This window comes from Xanthomonas campestris pv. asclepiadis, from assembly GCF_020784175.1.
In the GTDB taxonomy this organism is placed as follows: domain Bacteria; phylum Pseudomonadota; class Gammaproteobacteria; order Xanthomonadales; family Xanthomonadaceae; genus Xanthomonas; species Xanthomonas campestris_D.
In genome coordinates, this window is the sequence record NZ_JAJGQM010000030.1 from 21,542 (window position 1) to 39,730 (window position 18,189).

General features: G+C 65.0%; 14 protein-coding genes. 8 read left to right on the top strand and 6 right to left on the bottom strand.

Translation table 11 applies throughout. From position 1 onward, the window contains the following. The first annotated feature begins 309 nt into the window (after positions 1–309). Entirely contained in the window at positions 310–1,983 is a 1,674-nt protein-coding gene (treA, locus tag LL972_RS13935; protein ID WP_228328090.1) for an alpha,alpha-trehalase TreA, read from the top strand. A 146-nt stretch (positions 1,984–2,129) separates the two neighbouring features. Here treA and LL972_RS13940 read toward each other — a convergent pair whose 3' ends face one another. After that, on the bottom strand, positions 2,130–3,134 hold the full coding sequence (locus LL972_RS13940) for an arabinan endo-1,5-alpha-L-arabinosidase (protein WP_228328091.1): 1,005 nt from the start codon (positions 3,132–3,134) through the stop codon (positions 2,130–2,132). Positions 3,135–3,622: 488 nt separating this feature from the next. Between LL972_RS13940 and LL972_RS13945 the strand changes: the two genes are divergently transcribed. Beyond that, complete coding sequence (locus LL972_RS13945; RefSeq protein WP_104583728.1) at positions 3,623–4,318, top strand: AIM24 family protein; 696 nt, start codon at positions 3,623–3,625, stop codon at positions 4,316–4,318. Positions 4,319–4,451: 133 nt separating this feature from the next. Here LL972_RS13945 and LL972_RS13950 read toward each other — a convergent pair whose 3' ends face one another. Both LL972_RS13950 and cycA read right to left on the bottom strand, forming a co-directional pair. Beyond that, on the bottom strand, positions 4,452–5,363 hold the full coding sequence (locus LL972_RS13950; RefSeq protein WP_228328092.1) for a CorA family divalent cation transporter: 912 nt from the start codon (positions 5,361–5,363) through the stop codon (positions 4,452–4,454). A gap of 185 nt (positions 5,364–5,548) precedes the next feature. Then, complete coding sequence (cycA, locus tag LL972_RS13955; protein WP_228328093.1) at positions 5,549–6,979, bottom strand: D-serine/D-alanine/glycine transporter; 1,431 nt, start codon at positions 6,977–6,979, stop codon at positions 5,549–5,551. A gap of 1,166 nt (positions 6,980–8,145) precedes the next feature. On the opposite strand from cycA, the gene LL972_RS13960 reads away from it, so the two are divergent. Beyond that, positions 8,146–9,792: a glycoside hydrolase family 6 protein gene (locus tag LL972_RS13960; RefSeq protein ID WP_228328118.1), complete on the top strand. Its 1,647-nt coding sequence runs from the start codon at positions 8,146–8,148 to the stop codon at positions 9,790–9,792. Between the two features lie 412 nt (positions 9,793–10,204). Continuing rightward, positions 10,205–11,977, top strand: a complete 1,773-nt coding sequence (locus LL972_RS13965) for an expansin EXLX1 family cellulose-binding protein (protein WP_228328094.1) — start codon at positions 10,205–10,207, stop codon at positions 11,975–11,977. 429 nt (positions 11,978–12,406) lie between these two features. Here the strand turns inward: LL972_RS13965 and LL972_RS13970 are convergent, their stop codons facing one another. Further along, positions 12,407–12,622 (bottom strand): hypothetical protein, encoded by a 216-nt coding sequence (locus tag LL972_RS13970; RefSeq protein ID WP_115045439.1) that lies wholly within the window; start codon positions 12,620–12,622, stop codon positions 12,407–12,409. A gap of 374 nt (positions 12,623–12,996) precedes the next feature. Between LL972_RS13970 and LL972_RS13975 the strand changes: the two genes are divergently transcribed. Beyond that, positions 12,997–13,794: a transporter substrate-binding domain-containing protein gene (locus LL972_RS13975; RefSeq protein WP_228328095.1), complete on the top strand. Its 798-nt coding sequence runs from the start codon at positions 12,997–12,999 to the stop codon at positions 13,792–13,794. Positions 13,795–13,916: 122 nt separating this feature from the next. Here the strand turns inward: LL972_RS13975 and LL972_RS13980 are convergent, their stop codons facing one another. Then, positions 13,917–14,792 carry a DMT family transporter gene (locus LL972_RS13980; RefSeq protein ID WP_228328096.1) on the bottom strand — a complete coding sequence of 292 codons (876 nt, stop codon included), beginning with the start codon at positions 14,790–14,792 and terminating at the stop codon, positions 13,917–13,919. A 302-nt stretch (positions 14,793–15,094) separates the two neighbouring features. On the opposite strand from LL972_RS13980, the gene LL972_RS13985 reads away from it, so the two are divergent. Both LL972_RS13985 and LL972_RS13990 read left to right on the top strand, forming a co-directional pair. Continuing rightward, complete coding sequence (locus LL972_RS13985) at positions 15,095–15,946, top strand: class I SAM-dependent methyltransferase (RefSeq protein ID WP_228328097.1); 852 nt, start codon at positions 15,095–15,097, stop codon at positions 15,944–15,946. Between the two features lie 205 nt (positions 15,947–16,151). Continuing rightward, entirely contained in the window at positions 16,152–16,706 is a 555-nt protein-coding gene (locus tag LL972_RS13990) for a hypothetical protein (RefSeq protein WP_228328098.1), read from the top strand. A 170-nt stretch (positions 16,707–16,876) separates the two neighbouring features. Here the strand turns inward: LL972_RS13990 and LL972_RS13995 are convergent, their stop codons facing one another. Beyond that, positions 16,877–17,089: a hypothetical protein gene (locus LL972_RS13995; RefSeq protein ID WP_228328099.1), complete on the bottom strand. Its 213-nt coding sequence runs from the start codon at positions 17,087–17,089 to the stop codon at positions 16,877–16,879. A gap of 420 nt (positions 17,090–17,509) precedes the next feature. Here LL972_RS13995 and LL972_RS14000 point away from each other — a divergent pair, with 420 nt between their 5' ends. After that, entirely contained in the window at positions 17,510–18,055 is a 546-nt protein-coding gene (locus LL972_RS14000) for a hypothetical protein (protein WP_228328100.1), read from the top strand. The last annotated feature ends 134 nt before the right edge of the window (positions 18,056–18,189 follow it).

Here is an 18,189-nt window from a genome sequence, read left to right on the forward strand (position 1 = left end):
GCACGGGCAACGCCGCCCCCGCCCGTCGCTCACTCCGCTGCGCGCCCGCCGCACGCTGTGGCGCGCATCTTGCAGCAATGCCGGCAATCCGGCGCAGCCTGGACGCGGCTCAAGCTGCCTCGATCCGGGCCGATAGGCCTGGATCGGCAACGCAACCGGCGCGATCGCCTGCAGCACCGCGCCGGATCACCTTGCTGAATCCTGTCGTCTCCGTGCGAAGTCCGTCGGCCTGCCGACCCCCTCGTCCGGTCCCACCCGCCACTTCGGTCGTTTACCATGCCGCACGTCACTGCCCGTTCTGGAGATGCCATGAGTTCTGCCGCGCCCCCGTGCTGCACGTCGCTGCTTGGCCTTTCGCTGAGCATGTTCGTGGCGCCCTGCACGCTGACCGCCGCGCCCATGGACACTCCGGTCGTCAACGCCCCGGCGGCCACCCCGCCCACGCCCGACCTGGCCTACCCGGAACTGTTCCAGGCGGTGCAGCGTGGCGAGCTGTTCGACGACCAGAAGCACTTCGTCGACTTCCTGCCGCTGCGCGACCCGGCGCTGATCAATGCCGACTATCTGGCGCAGCACGACCACCCCGGCTTTGACCTGCGCAAGTTCGTGGATGCCAATTTCGAAGAGTCGCCGCCGGTGCAGACCGACGCGATCCGCCAGGACACCGCGCTGCGCGAACACATCGACGAACTGTGGCCCAAGCTGGTGCGCAGCCAGACCCACGTGCCGCCGTACAGCAGCCTGCTGGCGCTGCCATATCCGTACGTGGTGCCGGGCGGGCGTTTCCGCGAGGTGTACTACTGGGATTCCTACTTCACCATGCTCGGCCTGGTGAAGAGCGGGCAGACCACGCTCAGCCGCCAGATGCTGGACAACTTCGCCTACCTGATCGACACCTACGGGCATATCCCCAACGGCAATCGCAGCTACTACCTGAGCCGCTCGCAGCCGCCGTTCTTCTCCTACATGGTGGAACTGCAGGCCGGTGTGGAAGGCGAAGCGGTCTACCAGCGCTACCTGCCGCAGCTGCAGAAGGAATACGCCTACTGGATGCAGGGCAGCGACGGCCTGCAGCCCGGCCAGGCCGCGCGCCATGTGGTGCGCCTGGCCGACGGCAGCCTGCTCAACCGCTACTGGGACGAGCGCGACACCCCGCGCCCGGAAGCCTGGCTGCACGACACCCGCACCGCCGCCGAGGCCGGCGACCGCCCGGCCGCCGAGGTCTACCGCGACCTGCGTGCCGGTGCCGAAAGCGGCTGGGACTACACCAGCCGCTGGCTGGCCGACGGGCAGAACCTGCGCACCATCCGTACCACCGCGATCGTGCCGATCGATCTGAACAGCCTGCTGTACCACCTGGAGCGCACCTTGGCCCAGGCCTGTGCGCAGCCCGGCGCCGAATGCACGCAGGATTACGCGGCGCTGGCACTGCAACGCAAGCAGGCCATCGATGCGCACCTGTGGAACGCGGCCGGCTACTACGCCGACTACGACTGGCAGGCGCGCACGCTCAGCGACCAGGTCACCGCTGCGGCGCTGTATCCGCTATTCACCGGCCTGGCGACCGACGCACATGCCAAACGCACCGCCAGCACCGTGCGTGCGCGCCTGCTGCGCCCCGGCGGCCTGGCCACCACCGCAGTGAAGACCGGCCAGCAGTGGGACGAGCCCAATGGCTGGGCGCCGCTGCAATGGGTGGCCGTGGACGGCCTGCGCCGTTACGGCGAAGACACGCTGGCGCGCACCATCGGCGAACGCTTCCTCACCCAGGTGCAGGCGCTGTTCGCGCGCGAGCACAAGCTGGTCGAAAAATACGGGCTGGAAGCCGATGCGGCCGGCGGCGGCGGTGGCGAATACGCGCTGCAGGACGGCTTCGGCTGGACCAACGGCGTCACCTTGATGCTGTTGAACCTGTATCCGGACACGGCGACCAAGCCGGCGCCTGTCAAACGCGTGCGCAAGCCCGAGGCGGCGACGCGCTGAGTGTGCACCAGCGCTGCCGGGTACTGTCCGGCAGCGCTGGCGGCATCGCATGTCGATCAGTCGGCAACGCCGGCAGATCACTGCAACACGCATCGCCTGATCGTTGCGTCATTGCAAGGCGCCGCAGCGTGCTCCATTGACTGCTGCTACTGCACCACCGGCCATGCACTGCTGTCGTACCCCAGCCGATTGATGCCCAGGCGCGCGTCGCCGCGGTCGTCGTAGTAGTGGTAGACCAGGATGTCGCCGTCGCCATCGCGAAACACCGATTGCCCGCCCGGCCCATGCATGCTGCCCAAGCCGGACTGGATCACCGTGCCGCCGCCGTTGCGCATGTCCACACCGGCGCGATCCAGATATGGCCCGGTCACCGAACGCGCACGCCCCACCGCGATCTTGTAGGTGCTGCTGGCGCCCTTGCAGCACGCATCGAACGACACGAACAGGTAGTACCAGCCATTGGCCTGCTGGATGAAAGGCGCCTCCACCGCGCCCGGGGACGGCCGGCTTGCCAGGCTGTATCGCGCCGTGTTGCTGGACAACTGCTTGCCGGTGCCGGGATCGAGCTGGATCAGCTTGATGCCCGACCAGAACGAGCCAAACGCCAACCACCACTTGCCATTGCCATCCACCACCAGATTGCCGTCGATGGCGTTGTAGTCGTCACTGCTCTTGGAGGTATAGACGATGCCTTGATCCTTCCACGAGCCAGGCTTGCCGGTGCTGCTGCTGGCAAGCGCAATCGCCGAGGTATTGGTGGCGAATCTGGAGGCGGTGTAGTACATCAGATACTTGCCGCCGTGGAAGGACACATCCGGCGCCCACAGCTGATTATCCGGGTTGTAGCTGCGCACCCAGCTCGGCATGCTGCTGAAGATCGCGCCCGCATTGCTGAATTTGGTCCGGTCGGTACTGGTGACCACGCCGGTGGTGGCATAGATGTAGTAACGCCCGTCGCTCAGCTTGAGCATCGACGGATCGTGCACGATGGTGTCGCCGCTCACCACGCCCGGCCCCACTGCCGCTTGCGCCATTGCGCTGTGCAGGCAAAGCGCAATGGCGACCACGGCCAGCAGCGAGGCGATCGTGCCACCACGCAGCGAGATTCCGGCCCAGTCCCCTTCCCCTCGACTACCACGCACATTGCGCATCGGCCAACTCCCTTTAACAACGTAAAGACGTTATCTGTAGGAGCAATCTAGCGCGGCAGCAACGGCAAGAATCCGACGCTGATCCCAGAAGCACGGCGCAGGCGAATTGGCACTGTATTTTGCGACGCGCCTTCGCAGCGGACTGCCTAACGCAACCGCGATTGCATCGCGAGTGGATGGCACATGCCAGGCTGCTGCAGCGGTGGCGCATCGACAGTGTTTTAGTCTGATGCATGGCACCGAGGAGGTCGTAAACGTAGTGGTTCCTGCAGCAACCACAGCATTCCTCCAGCACGACACGCAACGTCCGAAGGATCGCCTGGCTGGTGCCTGACTCGTGCGTGGCAAAGCGCTGACCAAGCCACCCTGTGTGCCGTCGCAGCAGCGCGCCGCAATTGTGGACGCCAGGCAGCTGACCCATCAGCGCGCTTCGAAGACACCAGCCTGCCGCGTATCATGCGCACTCTTTCACGCATCGGGATGGACCCATGGCCGTACGCACGCTCAACGAATTTCTCGCCCATTCCAAGGAAAAGGACGTCAGCCCCGATCCGTTCGAACTGGAAAACCCGCATCTGCTGGAAGTGCGCCTCAACGGCATGGTGTGGTCCAAGGCCGGCGCCATGGTCGCGCGCACCGGCAACGTCAAGTTCACCCGCGAGGGGCTGCTGGAACAGGGTCTGGGCAACCTGCTGAAGAAGGCCGTCAGCGGCGAAGGCATGCAACTGATGAAGGCCGAAGGCCAGGGCCGGGTGTATCTGGCCGACCTCGGCAAGCTGGTGACCTTGCTGCGCTTGAATGGCGAGGCGATCTTCGTCAACGGCAACGATGTGCTGGCTTTCGAATCCGGCGTCGAACACAAGATCACGATGATGCGCAAAGTGGCCGGCATGCTGTCCGGCGGCCTGTTCAACGTGCGCCTGAGCGGCCACGGCATCGTGGCGATCACCTCGCACTACGAGCCGCTGACCCTGCCGGTCACCGCCGCCAGCGGCCCGGTGTTCACCGACCCCAATGCCACCGTGGCCTGGTCGGGCACGCTGAGCCCGGAGCTGGTGACCGACGTGTCGATCGGCACGCTGTTCGGCCGCGGCTCGGGCGAAAGCCTGCAGATGCGCTTTGCCGGCGAAGGCTGGGTGGTGGTGCAGCCGTACGAAGAGGCCAGCTTCCAGGCCAAGGGCTGATCCAGCCCGCCCGGCAGCAATTAACAAGGCGCATCCCAGCCAACCCTGTAGGAGCGCCCCTGGGCGCGAGGGACTTACCGGTAACGCCATGTCGCGCCCGGGTGCGCTCCTACGGGCTTATGGCTCTGATGCGTTACACCCAGCCGCGCTTACGGAACCACGCCAGCGGAACCACCATGCTCAGTACGATCACGCCCAGCGCCCAGTAATACGCATCGTGCCACTTGAGCTCGGGCATGTAGGCGAAATTCATGCCCCAGATGCCGACCAGCACCGTCGGCGGAATGCCGACCACCGACGCCACCGCCATCACCTTCATCACGTTGTTCTGGTCCATGTTGATCATGCCCAGCACGCTGTCGAGCAGGAACTCGATGCGGTCGTCCATGTGCTGCTGGAACTCGCTCAGGGTGGTCAGGTCCTTGTGCAGCAAGCCGATGCGTTTGGCCGCATCGGCGCCGAACCATTCCGGCGCGGCGCCATCCAGATAGGTGACCAGGCGCAGCAATCCCTGCCCGGCATTGTGCAGCCCGCCCAGACGCCGCCCCATGCCACCGACCTGATGCAGCATGCGCTCCAGATCCCTGGTCTTGTGCGGGTTGTCGAACACCTGGCGGGTGGTGTCGGTGACCTCGGCCTCCAGCGATTCCAGCCGGTCTGCCAGCCGCCCCACCAACTGGTCGAAGATGCGCAGCAGCAGATCGTCGGCGCTATGGCAGGGCTCGTGTTGCAGATGCGCCGCCACCGCATCCAGCGAGCCCATGTGCTGCTCGCGCAGGGTCACCAGCATGGTCGGCGACAACGCAAAGCCCAGCGGCGCGGTCGGGCCATCGTCGTCCTGAAAGCGTGGCACGTTGAGAAACAGCACCTCGTCCTGGCGCCGCACCCGGCTGGAAAATTCGATCTCGCCGATGGCCGCGCGATCGGGCAGCGTAAACCCCACCGTGTCTGCGGCCTGCGCCAGTTCCTGCGCGCTGGCCTGGCACAGGTCGACCCAGCACCCTTGCGTGTGCTGCGTTGTGGCGATCGGGTGCGTGGTGATCATGCGGTGGGCCGTGGCGATGGATGGCGGCGAGCATCCCGTTCCGTCCGATCCGCGTCAACGTCGTACGCACAACGCGCTTAGCTGCCAGTGGCCTTTATCGCGGCGCCGTGCAGCCATGCACGCCAAGGCCCCGCACTGCGGGGCCTTGAGGATGTCCTCGTGGATGTGTTCGGCCGTGCGTGCGCTCAGCCGCTGCGCGCCTGCTGCCGCTTCACCGCATAGCCGATTGCCAGGATCAGGAACCACACCGGGCTGGCCAGCAGCGCCTGGCGCGTATCGGCCTGCAAGGTCAGCAGCACGATGACGAAGGCGAAGAACGCCAGGCACACGTAGCACATCGCCACGCCCCCGGGCATCTTGAACGCCGAGGTCGCGTGCTGCTCGGGACGCTTGCGCCGGTAGGCGATGTAGGCGCACAGGATCAGCGACCACACGAACATGAAGAGCACCGCAGACAACGTGGTGACCAGCGTGAACGCCGTGACCAGGTTGGGGATCAGGTACACGAGCATCGCACCCAGCAGCAGGCACAGGCAGGAGAACAGCAGGCCACGCGCCGGCACCGCCGCACGCGAGAGCTTGGCAAAGCCCCTGGGCGCGTGCTGCTCCTCGGCCAGGCCGTAGAGCATGCGGCTGGTGGAGAAGATGCCGCTGTTGGCCGAGGAGGTGGCCGAGGTCAGCACCACGAAGTTGATCAGGCTCGCGGCCGCCGGCACGCCGGCCAGCACGAACAGCTCCACGAACGGGCTCTTGTCGGCCACCACCTGCCGCCACGGCGTCACCGCCATGATCGCGACCAGCGCCAGCACGTAGAAGATCAAGATGCGCACCGGGATCGAGTTGATCGCCTTGGGCAGGTTGCGGCGCGGGTCTGCGGTTTCCGCAGCGGTGGTGCCGACCAGCTCGATGCCGACGAAGGCGAAGACCGCGATCTGGAACCCGGCAAAGAACCCGCCAATGCCCATCGGGAACATGCCGCCGTCGTTCCACAGGTTCGACAGCGAGGCCACGTTGCCCGACGGCGAACGGAAGCCCCAGGCCACCAGCCCGGCGCCGGTGATGATCAGCGCGCAGATGGCGATGATCTTGATCAGCGCAAACCAGAACTCCATCTCGCCGAACAACCTGACCGTCACCAGGTTCAGGCTCAGCAGCAACAGCACGCAGAGAATGGCGGGGATCCACGGCGCCAGGCCCGGAAACCAGAACTGCGCATAGGCGGCAATCGCGATGACATCGGCGATGGCGGTGATGATCCAGCAGAACCAGTAGGTCCACCCGCAGAAGAACCCGGCCCACGGCCCGAGCAGGTCGGTGGAGAAGTCGATGAACGACTTGTACTCCAGGTTGGACAGCAGCAGCTCGCCCATCGCACGCATCACGAAGAACAGCATCGCGCCGATGATCAGGTAGACGAACAGGATCGACGGGCCGGCCAGGCTGATGGTCTTGCCCGAGCCCATGAACAGCCCGGTGCCGATCGCCCCGCCGATGGCGATCAGCTGCAGATGGCGGTTGGAGAGACTGCGTTGCAGATGATCGGGCGCGGACGGGTCAGACATGGGCACGGCACCGGAGGAGTGGGCAAGCGAGCCAACATACGAGATCGCGCCCATGCGTGCCAGGGGGCGCGCCTTATGTCAGGCCGTGGTGGACAAGTCCTCGGCAACGACCTGGGTAAGACCCGCGTCGCAGACCTGCACAGCCCCCAGACCGGAACCAGCGTTCGGGCCGTACCGCGCTCCCCGGGGAAGCAATCCGCCCTGCCTGCCTGCCTGCCTGCCTGCCTGCCTGCCTGCCTGCAGCTCAGTCTGCCGGCACCTGCCCACGCCTGCCATCTCGACCGTAGCGATCTCGCCTCGCATCGTCCCGAGGTCTTCCGAAACCGGCATCCAGGTCGGACGCGCTGACTCACGCTCACCGCCGGACGCCGGGCACCGGAAGCTGTGGCGTAACGCCCCCGGAACCACGACGCCAATCGAGACTGACATCCAGCATAATCCGCGGAAAAATATGCTTTATTACCGCCTTAATAAACTCAACACATAAACTATTTCAGGCAGCATCAAAATATTTCTTTAATTATTTTTATTAATCTTCCCTCCGAACAACCAATATCCGCCAGCGTTGGCGCCGCCACATAATCGGCATCTGCAATAACGCCAAACCCTTCACGGATGGTAAGCGTAGTCGTCGACAGTTCCAGGATCCGCTTTATGGTAGCGCTCGCTTTTTAGAGGCTGCGCACGGATTCGCGCCAACGATTCTGTTCTTTTAGTTCGTCGCCTCGCCAGACAGTCTCCCATGCATCTCCACCCGCATCCTGCCTGCAAGACCTGCTGCCGTTGTCGATCGATGCGCCGACCATGGCGGTCGATGGCTGCGCCTGGCGGGTCGACGAAAGCGGTCATGAGCTGCAACGACGCGGCACACCATGACCCGGCGCGTAGGCATCAACCGTCTGCAGCTGCGCTCAAACGGCAACGAAATTGGCGCATTGCACCGACCGATGCGTGAATACGGCGAGCCGCTTGAATGCGACATGCCGCTTCATCCCCTGCGCCGATCGCCCCGGCGCAGGGTCACCGATGCACGCACGCATTTGGAGCGCGTTCATTGCGCACGGGCATCCATCGAGATGAACCACCAGTCACGGCGAATCACGCGACATCTTGACATCTCGCTATCACACACCGTTTCACCACTTCCCATCTCAAGGCGAAATTCAATGCCATCTTCGATAAACTCCCGACCCTGCGTCACCTCCAAGCTCGCCGTTTCGTTGCTGACCGGCGCGCTGCTCGTTCCCGTTGCCGCATCCGCCCAGACCCATGTCGACAACCCGTTCGTCGGCGCGAGCGGGTATGTCAATCCGGATTATTCGAAGGAAGTCAACTCGTCGATCCGCAAGGTCAAGGATGTGCAACTGAAAGCCAAGATGCAGGTCGTCAAGTCCTATCCAACCTCGGTCTGGCTGGATTCGATCAATGCGATCTACGGCGGCTCGCGCAACGCCGGCCGTCTCAGTCTGAAAGGCCACCTGGATGCGGCATTGATGCAGAAAAAGGCCAATACGCCTATCACGGTCGGCTTTGTCATTTACGACATGCCGGGGCGCGACTGTCACGCGCTGGCCTCCAACGGCGAGTTGCCGCTGACGCAAGCCGGCTTGCAACGCTACAAGACCGAATACATCGACGTCATCGCATCGACACTGGCCAATCCGAAGTACAAGGATCTTCGGATCGTCAACATCATCGAGCCAGACAGCCTTCCGAATCTTGTCACCAATCAAAGCACGCCCGCCTGCGGCCAGGCGGCATCCAGCGGCATTTACGAGGCCGCCATCAAGTACGCGCTCGACAAGCTCCATGCCATTCCCAATCTTTACAATTACCTGGATATCGCCCATTCCGGCTGGCTGGGGTGGGACAGCAACCGTAACCCGGCGATTTCGCTGTACACGCGGGTCGTGCAGGGAACGGCAGCCGGTTTCGCCAGTGCGGATGGCTTCGTCACCAACACCGCCAATTACACGCCGCTGCATGAGCCGAACCTGCCCAATCCGGACCTGACGATCGGTGGCCGGCCGATTCGCTCGTCCAACTTCTATCAATGGAACAGTTTCTTCGACGAATCGACCTACGCCGAAGCGCTCTACAACGGCTTCGTCGGGGCGGGTTGGCCCAGCAAGATCGGCTTTCTGATCGACACCGGTCGCAACGGCTGGGGCGGCAGCGCGCGCCCTGCATCTGCCAGCGGCAATGACATCAACACCTACGTGGACTCCGGACGCGTGGACCGTCGCCTCCATCGCGGCAACTGGTGCAATCAGAGCGGTGCGGGGATCGGCATGCCGCCGACCGCAGCGCCCGGCGGGCATATCCACGCCTATGTGTGGGGCAAGGGAGCGGGCGAATCCGACGGCTCCAGCAAGTCCATCCCTAACAACCAGGGCAAGGGCTTCGACAGATACTGCGACCCGACCTATACGACGCCGGACGGCACGTTGACGGGCGCCTTGCCGAACGCGCCGATCGCCGGTAGCTGGTTCCACGCGCAGTTCGTCCAGCTGGTCGCCAACGCGTATCCCGCCATCGGCACCTCGACCAAGGCGGCGCTGCAGTCGGCGTCGACCGACGCGGTGCGCGCCAGCCCGCTGACGGAGACCAAGGGGCTGACCGCCAATGCAGCGGATGGCAAGGTCAGGCTCAGCTGGTCGTCCGTTGACGGTGCCACGGGTTACACGGTGCAACGTGTCGCCGACGCAGCCGCCACACCCATCACCGTCGCATCGGGCCTGACCTCGCCCTCATATGTGGACCGGGCGCTCACCAACGGCACCACGTACTACTACAAGGTAACGGCCAACGGCGCATCGGGTGCAGGCGCGAGCTCGGTCACCGTGAGCGCGACGCCGCATCGGTGATGCGATAACTGCGTTGCTACAGAGCGGTAGAGGCTAGTCTGCTCTACCGCTCCGCGGACGCGGGAGGATCGCTGCAACAACGATGGCGGCGCCTCGCGGCCGCCATTTCAATCCCTGTCGTGCTGTTCGACCTCTGTCTAGAGCGTGGCAAGCACATCGGAACGAGATGACATCGGAGGAGATGCCGTCGTCGGCGGAACGGGCGCTGCGTGGCGCAGGCCCGGTGGCGCCACGGCAAGCGACGCGGCGACCACTCCGTGCCGCTGACGGCCAACCCGGACGGGAGGCGGCCTGTGGGACGCCGGGACTGCATTGCGCGCGTTACCTGGGTAGCTGCGCCTTTTTGTTTCCACCCGCCACAGGCCGCTTCGCGCTCAGCTAAACATGCATAACACGCTGCCAGGAGATGTCCATGCTGTCACACAAGCATTTATTGATCGCGCTCGCAACGCTCATCCCGGTCACCGCGCCGGCGATACAGGTCAGTACGCGAGTTCCCCTTGTCGATGCAACAGGTCAGGCGCTACAGATTCGCGGGGTCACCTGGCCCGGCTTCGATCGCGAAGGGTTGGCGGCCGCCGGCATGCGCAACGATACACTGGCGCAAATGCTGGATCGGATGCAGGCGTCGGACATTAACGCCGTGCGTGTGCCGGTCTGCGCCGCTGTACTGCAACGCGCACCTGTGGCAGCTGCAGAAGTTGCCGGCGATCCCACGCTGCGCGGATTAGATTCCTTGCAACTGCTCGACGCAGTGGTGCATGCCGCAACCCAGCGCGGGATGCAGGTGATGTTCGCGTTTGCAGATGCAAGCTGCGATGACCGCGCACCGCTCCTGGGCGCACAGCAGCAAACATGGACGCGCGGCCTGGTCACGCTGGCACGCCGCTATGGCGACAACACCAATGTCCTGGGTATCGACCTTGGCAGCAGCGGCTATCGCAATGCCAGCTGGTCCGGAAACGCGGCGGATCAGGATTGGAACCGAATAGCCTCGCGCGCAGCTGCAACCGTGCTGGCGCAGGCACCGCGCTGGGTCGTGGGTGTGGAAGGTGTGGGCGGCAATGCGGTGTGCAGTGACCCAGGGCGCAAGGCGCCTGGCAGCAATCTTCAGCCGTTCGCGTGCGTGCCGCTGGACATTGCACGCCGACACCTGGTGTTGATGCCGAAGTTGGCGGGCCCGGATCGCGATGCGACAGATGCCTTCGCCGCACCCGGATTTGCGCAGGCACTGCCTGCCATGTGGCAACGCGACTTCGGCCAATTCGCAATCGACCATGCAGTGGTACCCGTCAGCCTCGGTGGCGGACTGGGCGACGGCGACCCGCGCGACCCGGCATGGCAAACCGCATTGAGCGGTTATTTGGCAAACGCAGGACTGCGCAGCGCGTTTCTAGGCAGTTGGGAAACGGGCAATGCCAACAACGGCGGCCTGTTGGCGCCGGATGGCAGACCCCGCGCGGACAAGTTGCAGATCCTGCACCAGGCCTGGGGGTTGTCGGGCGCGAACCTCGCCACGCCATCGGCAAGGAGCGCCGCTGCGGCGGATGCAGGCAAGGCCACCACCTGGAACAGCACCTTCACCGGCACCGCGACCCATACCGGCTCCGGCTATTCCGGCGGCGCGGTGCTGCTGGACCCGATTCCGCGCAACGCCTTCATCACCGCGCTCAACCCGACCCAGATGAACTTCGGCGGGGTCAGGGCCGCGCTGGCCGGCGCCTACCTGGAAGTGACCGGGCCCAAGGGCAAGACCGTCGTGTATGTCACCGACCTGTATCCGGACGGCGCGTCGGGCGGGCTGGATCTATCGCCCAATGCATTCGCGGCCATCGGCGACACGGTGCAGGGGCGCATCCCGATCAGCTGGAAGATCGTGCGCGCGCCGACCGCCGGCAATGTGCAATACCGCATCAAGGAAGGCAGCTCGCGCTGGTGGGCGGCGATCCAGGTGCGCAACCACGCCTACCCGGTGGTCAAGTTCGAAGTGAAACAGGGCAGCAGCTGGAAGAGCCTGCAAAAGATGGATTACAACCATTTCCTGGGCAAGCAGCTCGGCAACCAGCCCTTGTCCATCCGTATCACCGATATCCGCGGCAAGGCCATCCTGGATACGATTCCCGCCTTGCCGGAAAACGGCGACAAGCCGGTGTACTTCGAACCGGGGCATGTGCAGTTCCCTTGACATGCCTGCTCCGCAACACGGATTCGCAGGCCTGGACTGCGGGACATCGGGGCACTGGCCATGTGCCTGTCACCGCAAAACCGGCATTTGCATGGAACAGGTCCCTGCGCCCTCGAGCGACCAGGAGACAGACCCACAGAAATGAGCGCAGCCGGCTTTGCCACGTGATCGGTACACGACCACCTTGGCCGGTGCGGCGCTCCGGTTGCGTGCGGGGAGCTGCGGCGGCACGGATGCCGCCAACAAGTGTGCTTCAGCAGCCGCGCTGTCTTCAGAAACGGATTGACGGCGTGTCCTGCGGCGGCGAGGGCATTGCGCCCTCATCCGTCCTTGCTGGGCACCTCCAGGCGACGCTGACGCAATCCCGCCGCCAGCGGGGCGTACCGGGTGGCGGGTCAATCGCCCGGCCAGCCGCTACGCCCATCCGCTTCAGCCACCCGCAAGCCCACCGCCGACGCGCCCCGGCAAGGCCTGGTCGTCGTCCGCGTCCAGGTCGCCGACCTCCTCGCGCAGGCCGCCTTGCTGCGGGGTCTGCTCTTCCAGCGGGATCTCTTCCTCGTTGGTATCCGGATCGGGCGTGCCGTGTGCCGACAGACCGGCATTGGCGATGGTCATCGGACGCGCAGTGCGTGGATTGAGCTGCATGAAGTGACTCCGGTCGGTTCGTGGAAGACCGACAGTGCGCATCGCAGCGCTACCGCGCCGTGATCCCGGGCAGGATCGCGCTGACATGCCGTTGACGCATGGCAGGCGCACGCGCGTCAAAGCGGCTCATGCACCTGGCACCTGGCACCTGGCACCTGGCACCTGGCGGATGGCGGATGGCGGATGGCGGATGGCGGATGGCGGATGATGTCTATCGCCGAGGGCAGACTGCGTGCAAGCGCCGCTGCGTCTTCGCTTCCCATGGAAAGCGAGCATAGGCATGTTCGCGTGACATCAATCTGGTGGCTTGAGCCGTGCCCGACCACGCCGCACCGGCCGCGACTATCATGGGCGCATCCCTTCGAGGCCACGCCATGCGCCATCGTATCTGCCTTGTAGTGCTGCTGAGCTGCGGCATCGCCCATGCGGCCGAGCCCGCGCCTGCCTCGCGCCTGGATGCCGTGCTGCAGTCCGGCGTGCTGCGGGTCTGCACCACCGGCGACTATCGCCCCTACTCGCTGCTGCGTGCCGACGGGCAGTTCGAGGGTAGCGATATCGCCCTGGCGCAGTCGCTGGCCGGCAGCTTGAACGCGCGCGTGGACATCGTCCGCACCAGCTGGCCGCAACTGATGCCCGACCTGCTCGCCGATCGCTGCGACATCGCCGTCGGCGGCATTTCGGTTACCTTGCAACGGCAGCGCCAGGCCAGTTTCAGCACGGTACTGGATGTGGACGGCAAGATTCCGCTGGTGCGCTGCGCCGACCAGGCGCGCTACCGCAGCATCGCGCAACTCAATCGACCCGAGGTGCGCGTGATCGAACCGCCCGGCGGCACCAACGAGGCCTTCGCACGCCGTCAATTGCCGCGCGCGACCCTGCGCCTGTTCGCCGACAACACCACCATCTTCCAGGAGCTGCTGGCGCAGCGCGCGGATGTGATGATCACCGACGCCTCCGAAGCGCTCCACCAGCAGGCACGCCTGCCCGGCCTATGCGCGGTCGCACCGGAGCAGCCACTGCAATACGGCGAAAAGGCCTTCCTGCTACCGCGCAACGACCAGGCCTGGAAAGCCTATGTCGACCAGTGGCTGCACCTGAGCAAGGCCAGCGGCGAGTACGCGCGCATCGTCGAAACCTGGCGTGCACCGCGCAAGGAATCCACTGCGCCGTAGCGGGAATCGGGAATCGGGAATCGGGAATCGTAATAGCATTACGCGCATCGCAGCAGTTCGAAGCAGCGCCGTTCCGATTCCCCATTCCCGACTCCCCATTCCCGCGGCGCACAGCGCCGCCCTCAAACAATCTTGGTGCGCCGCCACCACCGCGACACCTGCTCTTCGCGGATCAGCGTGAACAGCCCGGCGCCCAGGATCAGTGCAATGCCGACCGCCATCGGCCAGTCCAGGTGGTCGTGGAACAGCAGGTAGCCGAACGCGATCGCCCACAGCATCTGGCTGTATTGCGTTGGCGCGACCACACTCACCGGCGCCATGCGCGTGGCATACATCATGCAGATCGCCGCCAGGCCGGCGAGCAGGCCATAGCCGGCCAACAGCCCCCACTGATACAGCGTGGGCCAGACAAAGCTCGGCAGCATCATGATCCCGCCCATCACCAACGGACCGATCACCCCGGCACCGTACAGGGTCAGGCGTTTCTCGCTGTGGCCGGCCATGCGCAGGGTGATGACCGAGATGGCACCGACCAGGCCGCACACGATCGCCGCCACATGCCCATGGGTGAGATGGCGAAAGCCCGGGCGCAGCACGATCAACACGCCGATGAAGCCCACGATCACCGCCGACCAGCGCCGCCAGTGCACCTGTTCCTTGAGAAACACCACCGACAGCACGGTGACGAAGATCGGCATCAGGAAGATCAGCGCGAACGCCTCGGCCATCGGCAAGGTGGTGAACGCAATCACCGAGGTCAGATTGCCGATGGCGCCGGTAAGCGCACGCAACAGCCACAGGCTGGGTTGCCTGGCCATCACCAGTTCGCGCAAGCGGTCGTCCGGCTTCTTCACGAATGGCACGGCCACCAGCATCAGCAAGGCGCCGAGAAACAGCACTTCGTAGACCGGCAGCGTGCCTTCCAGCAGCTTCACGAACGCATCGCTGATCGAATAGGCCGCATAACAGGCAAACCCCAACAACACACCCTTCAGCATTGCCGATCCTCCGCGGTTGGCGCCAATCGGACACCATGTCGATGGGGCAGTGCGCAGTATGCGGTGCGGCGTGCGCCAGAGGAATCGGCGCGCGTCTCCCGGCGCGCGACGGCCGATGCATCGCCATGGACACGCCGTTGCATGCGGCACGGCCGGCGGGTCGCGGCAGGCGGCTTGCCGCGCGGTGCCGCCAACATGCCGGTGCTGCACTGGATGCCTATGCGCGATGAGGTCGGTTACGATGCCAGTCCTCCCTTGTACCAGCACCGCGCGTGACCCGCGCCTACCCGGACCAGCGACTCGTGCCCCACTACTCCGGTCCACTTCTCATTTCCTCCGATGCCCAGGCGCTGCTGGCCGCGCGCGGCAGTGGTCTGACCCAATGGACCGGTTCGCTGGACCTGGGCCGCAGTACCGGTACCGCCCAGCTGGATGCGCAGACCTGGCAGTGGCGCGGCAGGGGCTACCCATATCCGGGCAAGTTCAAGCAGCGCACGCTGTACTTCTGGGACGGCGATGATTTCGCCCCGATCTCGCGGTTCAGCGGCGCGCTGATCAAGCTCGTTCCCACCGAATGGGGCGCACCCACCTTCGAGATCGATGGCATCAAGATGCTGCCGTCGGCGCAGCTGTCGCCGTTCGAGGATGCGCGGCGCAAGGTGGCGCTGGTCGATCCGCGCGGCAAGGTCGTGCTGGATACCTGTGGTGGGCTGGGCTACTTCGCCGCCTGCTGCCTGGAGGCCGGGGTGGCGCAGCTGCAGTCGTTCGAGAAGAATGCCGACGTGCTGTGGCTGCGCACGCTCAATCCCTGGTCGCCGGATCCGGACGATGCCGCCTGCGGCGGACGTCTGCAGCTGACCCAGGCGGACATCTCGCAGCACATCGCCACGCTGGCAGACGATTCGGTCGATGCGATCCTGCACGACCCGCCGCGCTTCGGCATCGCCGGCGAGCTGTACTCGCAGCTGTTCTACGATCAGCTGGCGCGGGTGTTGCGGCGTGGCGGGCGCCTGTTCCATTACACCGGCGCGCCCAACCGGCTGACCAGTGGCCGCGATGTGCCCAACGAAGTGAGCAAGCGCCTGAGCAAGGCCGGCTTCAGCACGCAACTGGCGCTGGATGGCGTGCTTGCAACGCTGCCGGCACGGCGCTGACTGCACGATTTTTCTGAGGTGACTGAAGCGCGCAGTCTGGAGCAGCCAGCCGTGTGTCGATGCTGCGTGTGAAACCGCGGCACAGCAGACAGATGCCGCAACTAGCACCGGCTGCCTCGTCTGACTGCAACGCAGTGCGTTTGTCGCCCACGCCTGGCCGGCAAACGGATCTGCGATACTGCACCGCCCACGACAAGGACGTTGCATGCGCATCCACTTTACGACCTGGTTGCTCTCCGCGCTGTTGATGACAACCGGCACGCCAGTCCACGCGCAGTCCGCGCCGCAGACGCCGTCACCGCCGCAGCCCATGTCCGAAGTCACCCCCCGCCATCCGGTCACCACCGCCATCCTGGCCGGGCGCACGATTCGTCTGGGCGAACACGCCGGCAAGTGCGCGATCCTGCGCGATGATGAAGTGCTCCCGCTGGGCATCGGCGCACCATGCTATTTCAGCATCAATCGCGAACACGGCGCCCAGGTTCATCACTTCAACGGCAGCGACATCGTACTGGTGCAACACGCTCACCCCACCGCGGAGCCGGACTGGGATATCAAGCTGTACGGGCCGATCTGCGCGTTCGAAGCGCAGTCCGTGCGCGAGGTGGATGGCGTGCTGGAACCCGGCAGCGTCGCCAAGTCCTGGCACTGCGATCCAACAGTGGGCGCCGATCAGAAGCAGTTCGTCTACAGCTACGACACCTGGCCCAAGCGCGAGACGCAGACGCCGTCACGCAAGCAAAAGCAAACGCGGCCCTGATTGCCGCATGACGCGCAGGGGTCGATCGGCGCAGGCGTTGCCACGGCCTTGTGACCCGTTTGCTGATCAACACCGTGTACTCAACAGCGGCTCGCCGCACGCATGCGCAGCCGCGCCGTCGTCGGCAGCGCGGCACCGCAGTTGCGCATGCTGTGGAACAACCGCGCAGGTCATCGCCTGCCGCGTCGGTACGTCGTCCAGGCAACGTAGGTGAACCAGGCGATGACCGCCAACGGCACACTGGTCAGCAACGCATCCCAGCAGACGGCGATCCAGAACCGCTGCGGGTCTGCATCCGCGTAGAAGATTCTGGTCGGCCGGCCGCGGATGACGCTGATATAGCGCCCCGTGACGATCGCCTCCAGCACCAGCCACAGCCGCATGCAACAGGCGATCGCCACGACAACGGCTCCCCCGCCGATGATCCATTCGTGGATCCGGGACGCTGCGGGAGCTGGCGCAGGTGGCGGTGATTTGGGCCGCTTTTTTTTTCACGCAGGCATCGGTTCGATGGTGGCGGCGCAGTGTACGCGCAGCGCAACCGGCCGAGGCCATCCATCGCACGCATGCAGCACCTGGTGGTCGCGTAACGAGCGCATGACACGCACCTGCCGGCTGCACGCGGCCGCTATACTGATGGCGCAGCGCACTCGCTCAGAGTGAATGGAATGTTCCACGCTGCATTCGTCTCAGGGAAGATGGCCAGCAACAGTGCAACATGGATTGTCCGGGCGCTTCCTTGGGGTTTTTGCCGTCTTCGCCATGCAGTGGCAACAACGGCCTCGTACCAAGGATCTTTCGCTTTGAAGACGTTCACCACCTTCCTGCTTGTCTCTTTCAGTCTGCTGCTGGCTTCCTGCGGTGGCGGCACCACCACCGGCGCCTCCAAGCTCTCCTCCAGCGACTACCTGCTGCACAACATTTCGGTCTGGAATGGCGCGGTGAGCATCATCGACCCGTGGGTGTCGGGCGACCGCGGGCAGAGCCTGGTGGCCGATGCCATCGCGCACAAGCCGCTGGACAGCTACAAGACCGCGCTGGGCAGCCAACGCAAGGCACTGGCCGCCAACGCGCAGGCCAATACCGCCGTGGCCTCGGGCGTGCCCGACAACGCCAAGGACCTGGACGGCAAGCTGTCGGCCTACCTCAAAAGCGCCGACGCGATGATGGCCGCGCTCGAACGCGTGGCCGCCCTGCCCAACGGCTATACCAATACCGAGCTGGCGCCGTTGGCCAAGGACCTGGAAACCGTGTCCACCCAGCTCAACACCGATATGCAAGCCCTGAATATCGCGCAGCGCGCGTATTCCCAGCAGCACAAGATTCCGATGCAGGAAGTCAGCCAGTAAAACGGCGCATTGCCGATGGCGTCCTGCTGGGCGCCATCTTGCCTTGGCGGCAGCTGCGCCCTGCGTGCCAGACACACACGCACTCGCCATGCACTGCCTGGGCCACGCACCACTGCGCGCACTGCGCCCGGTGC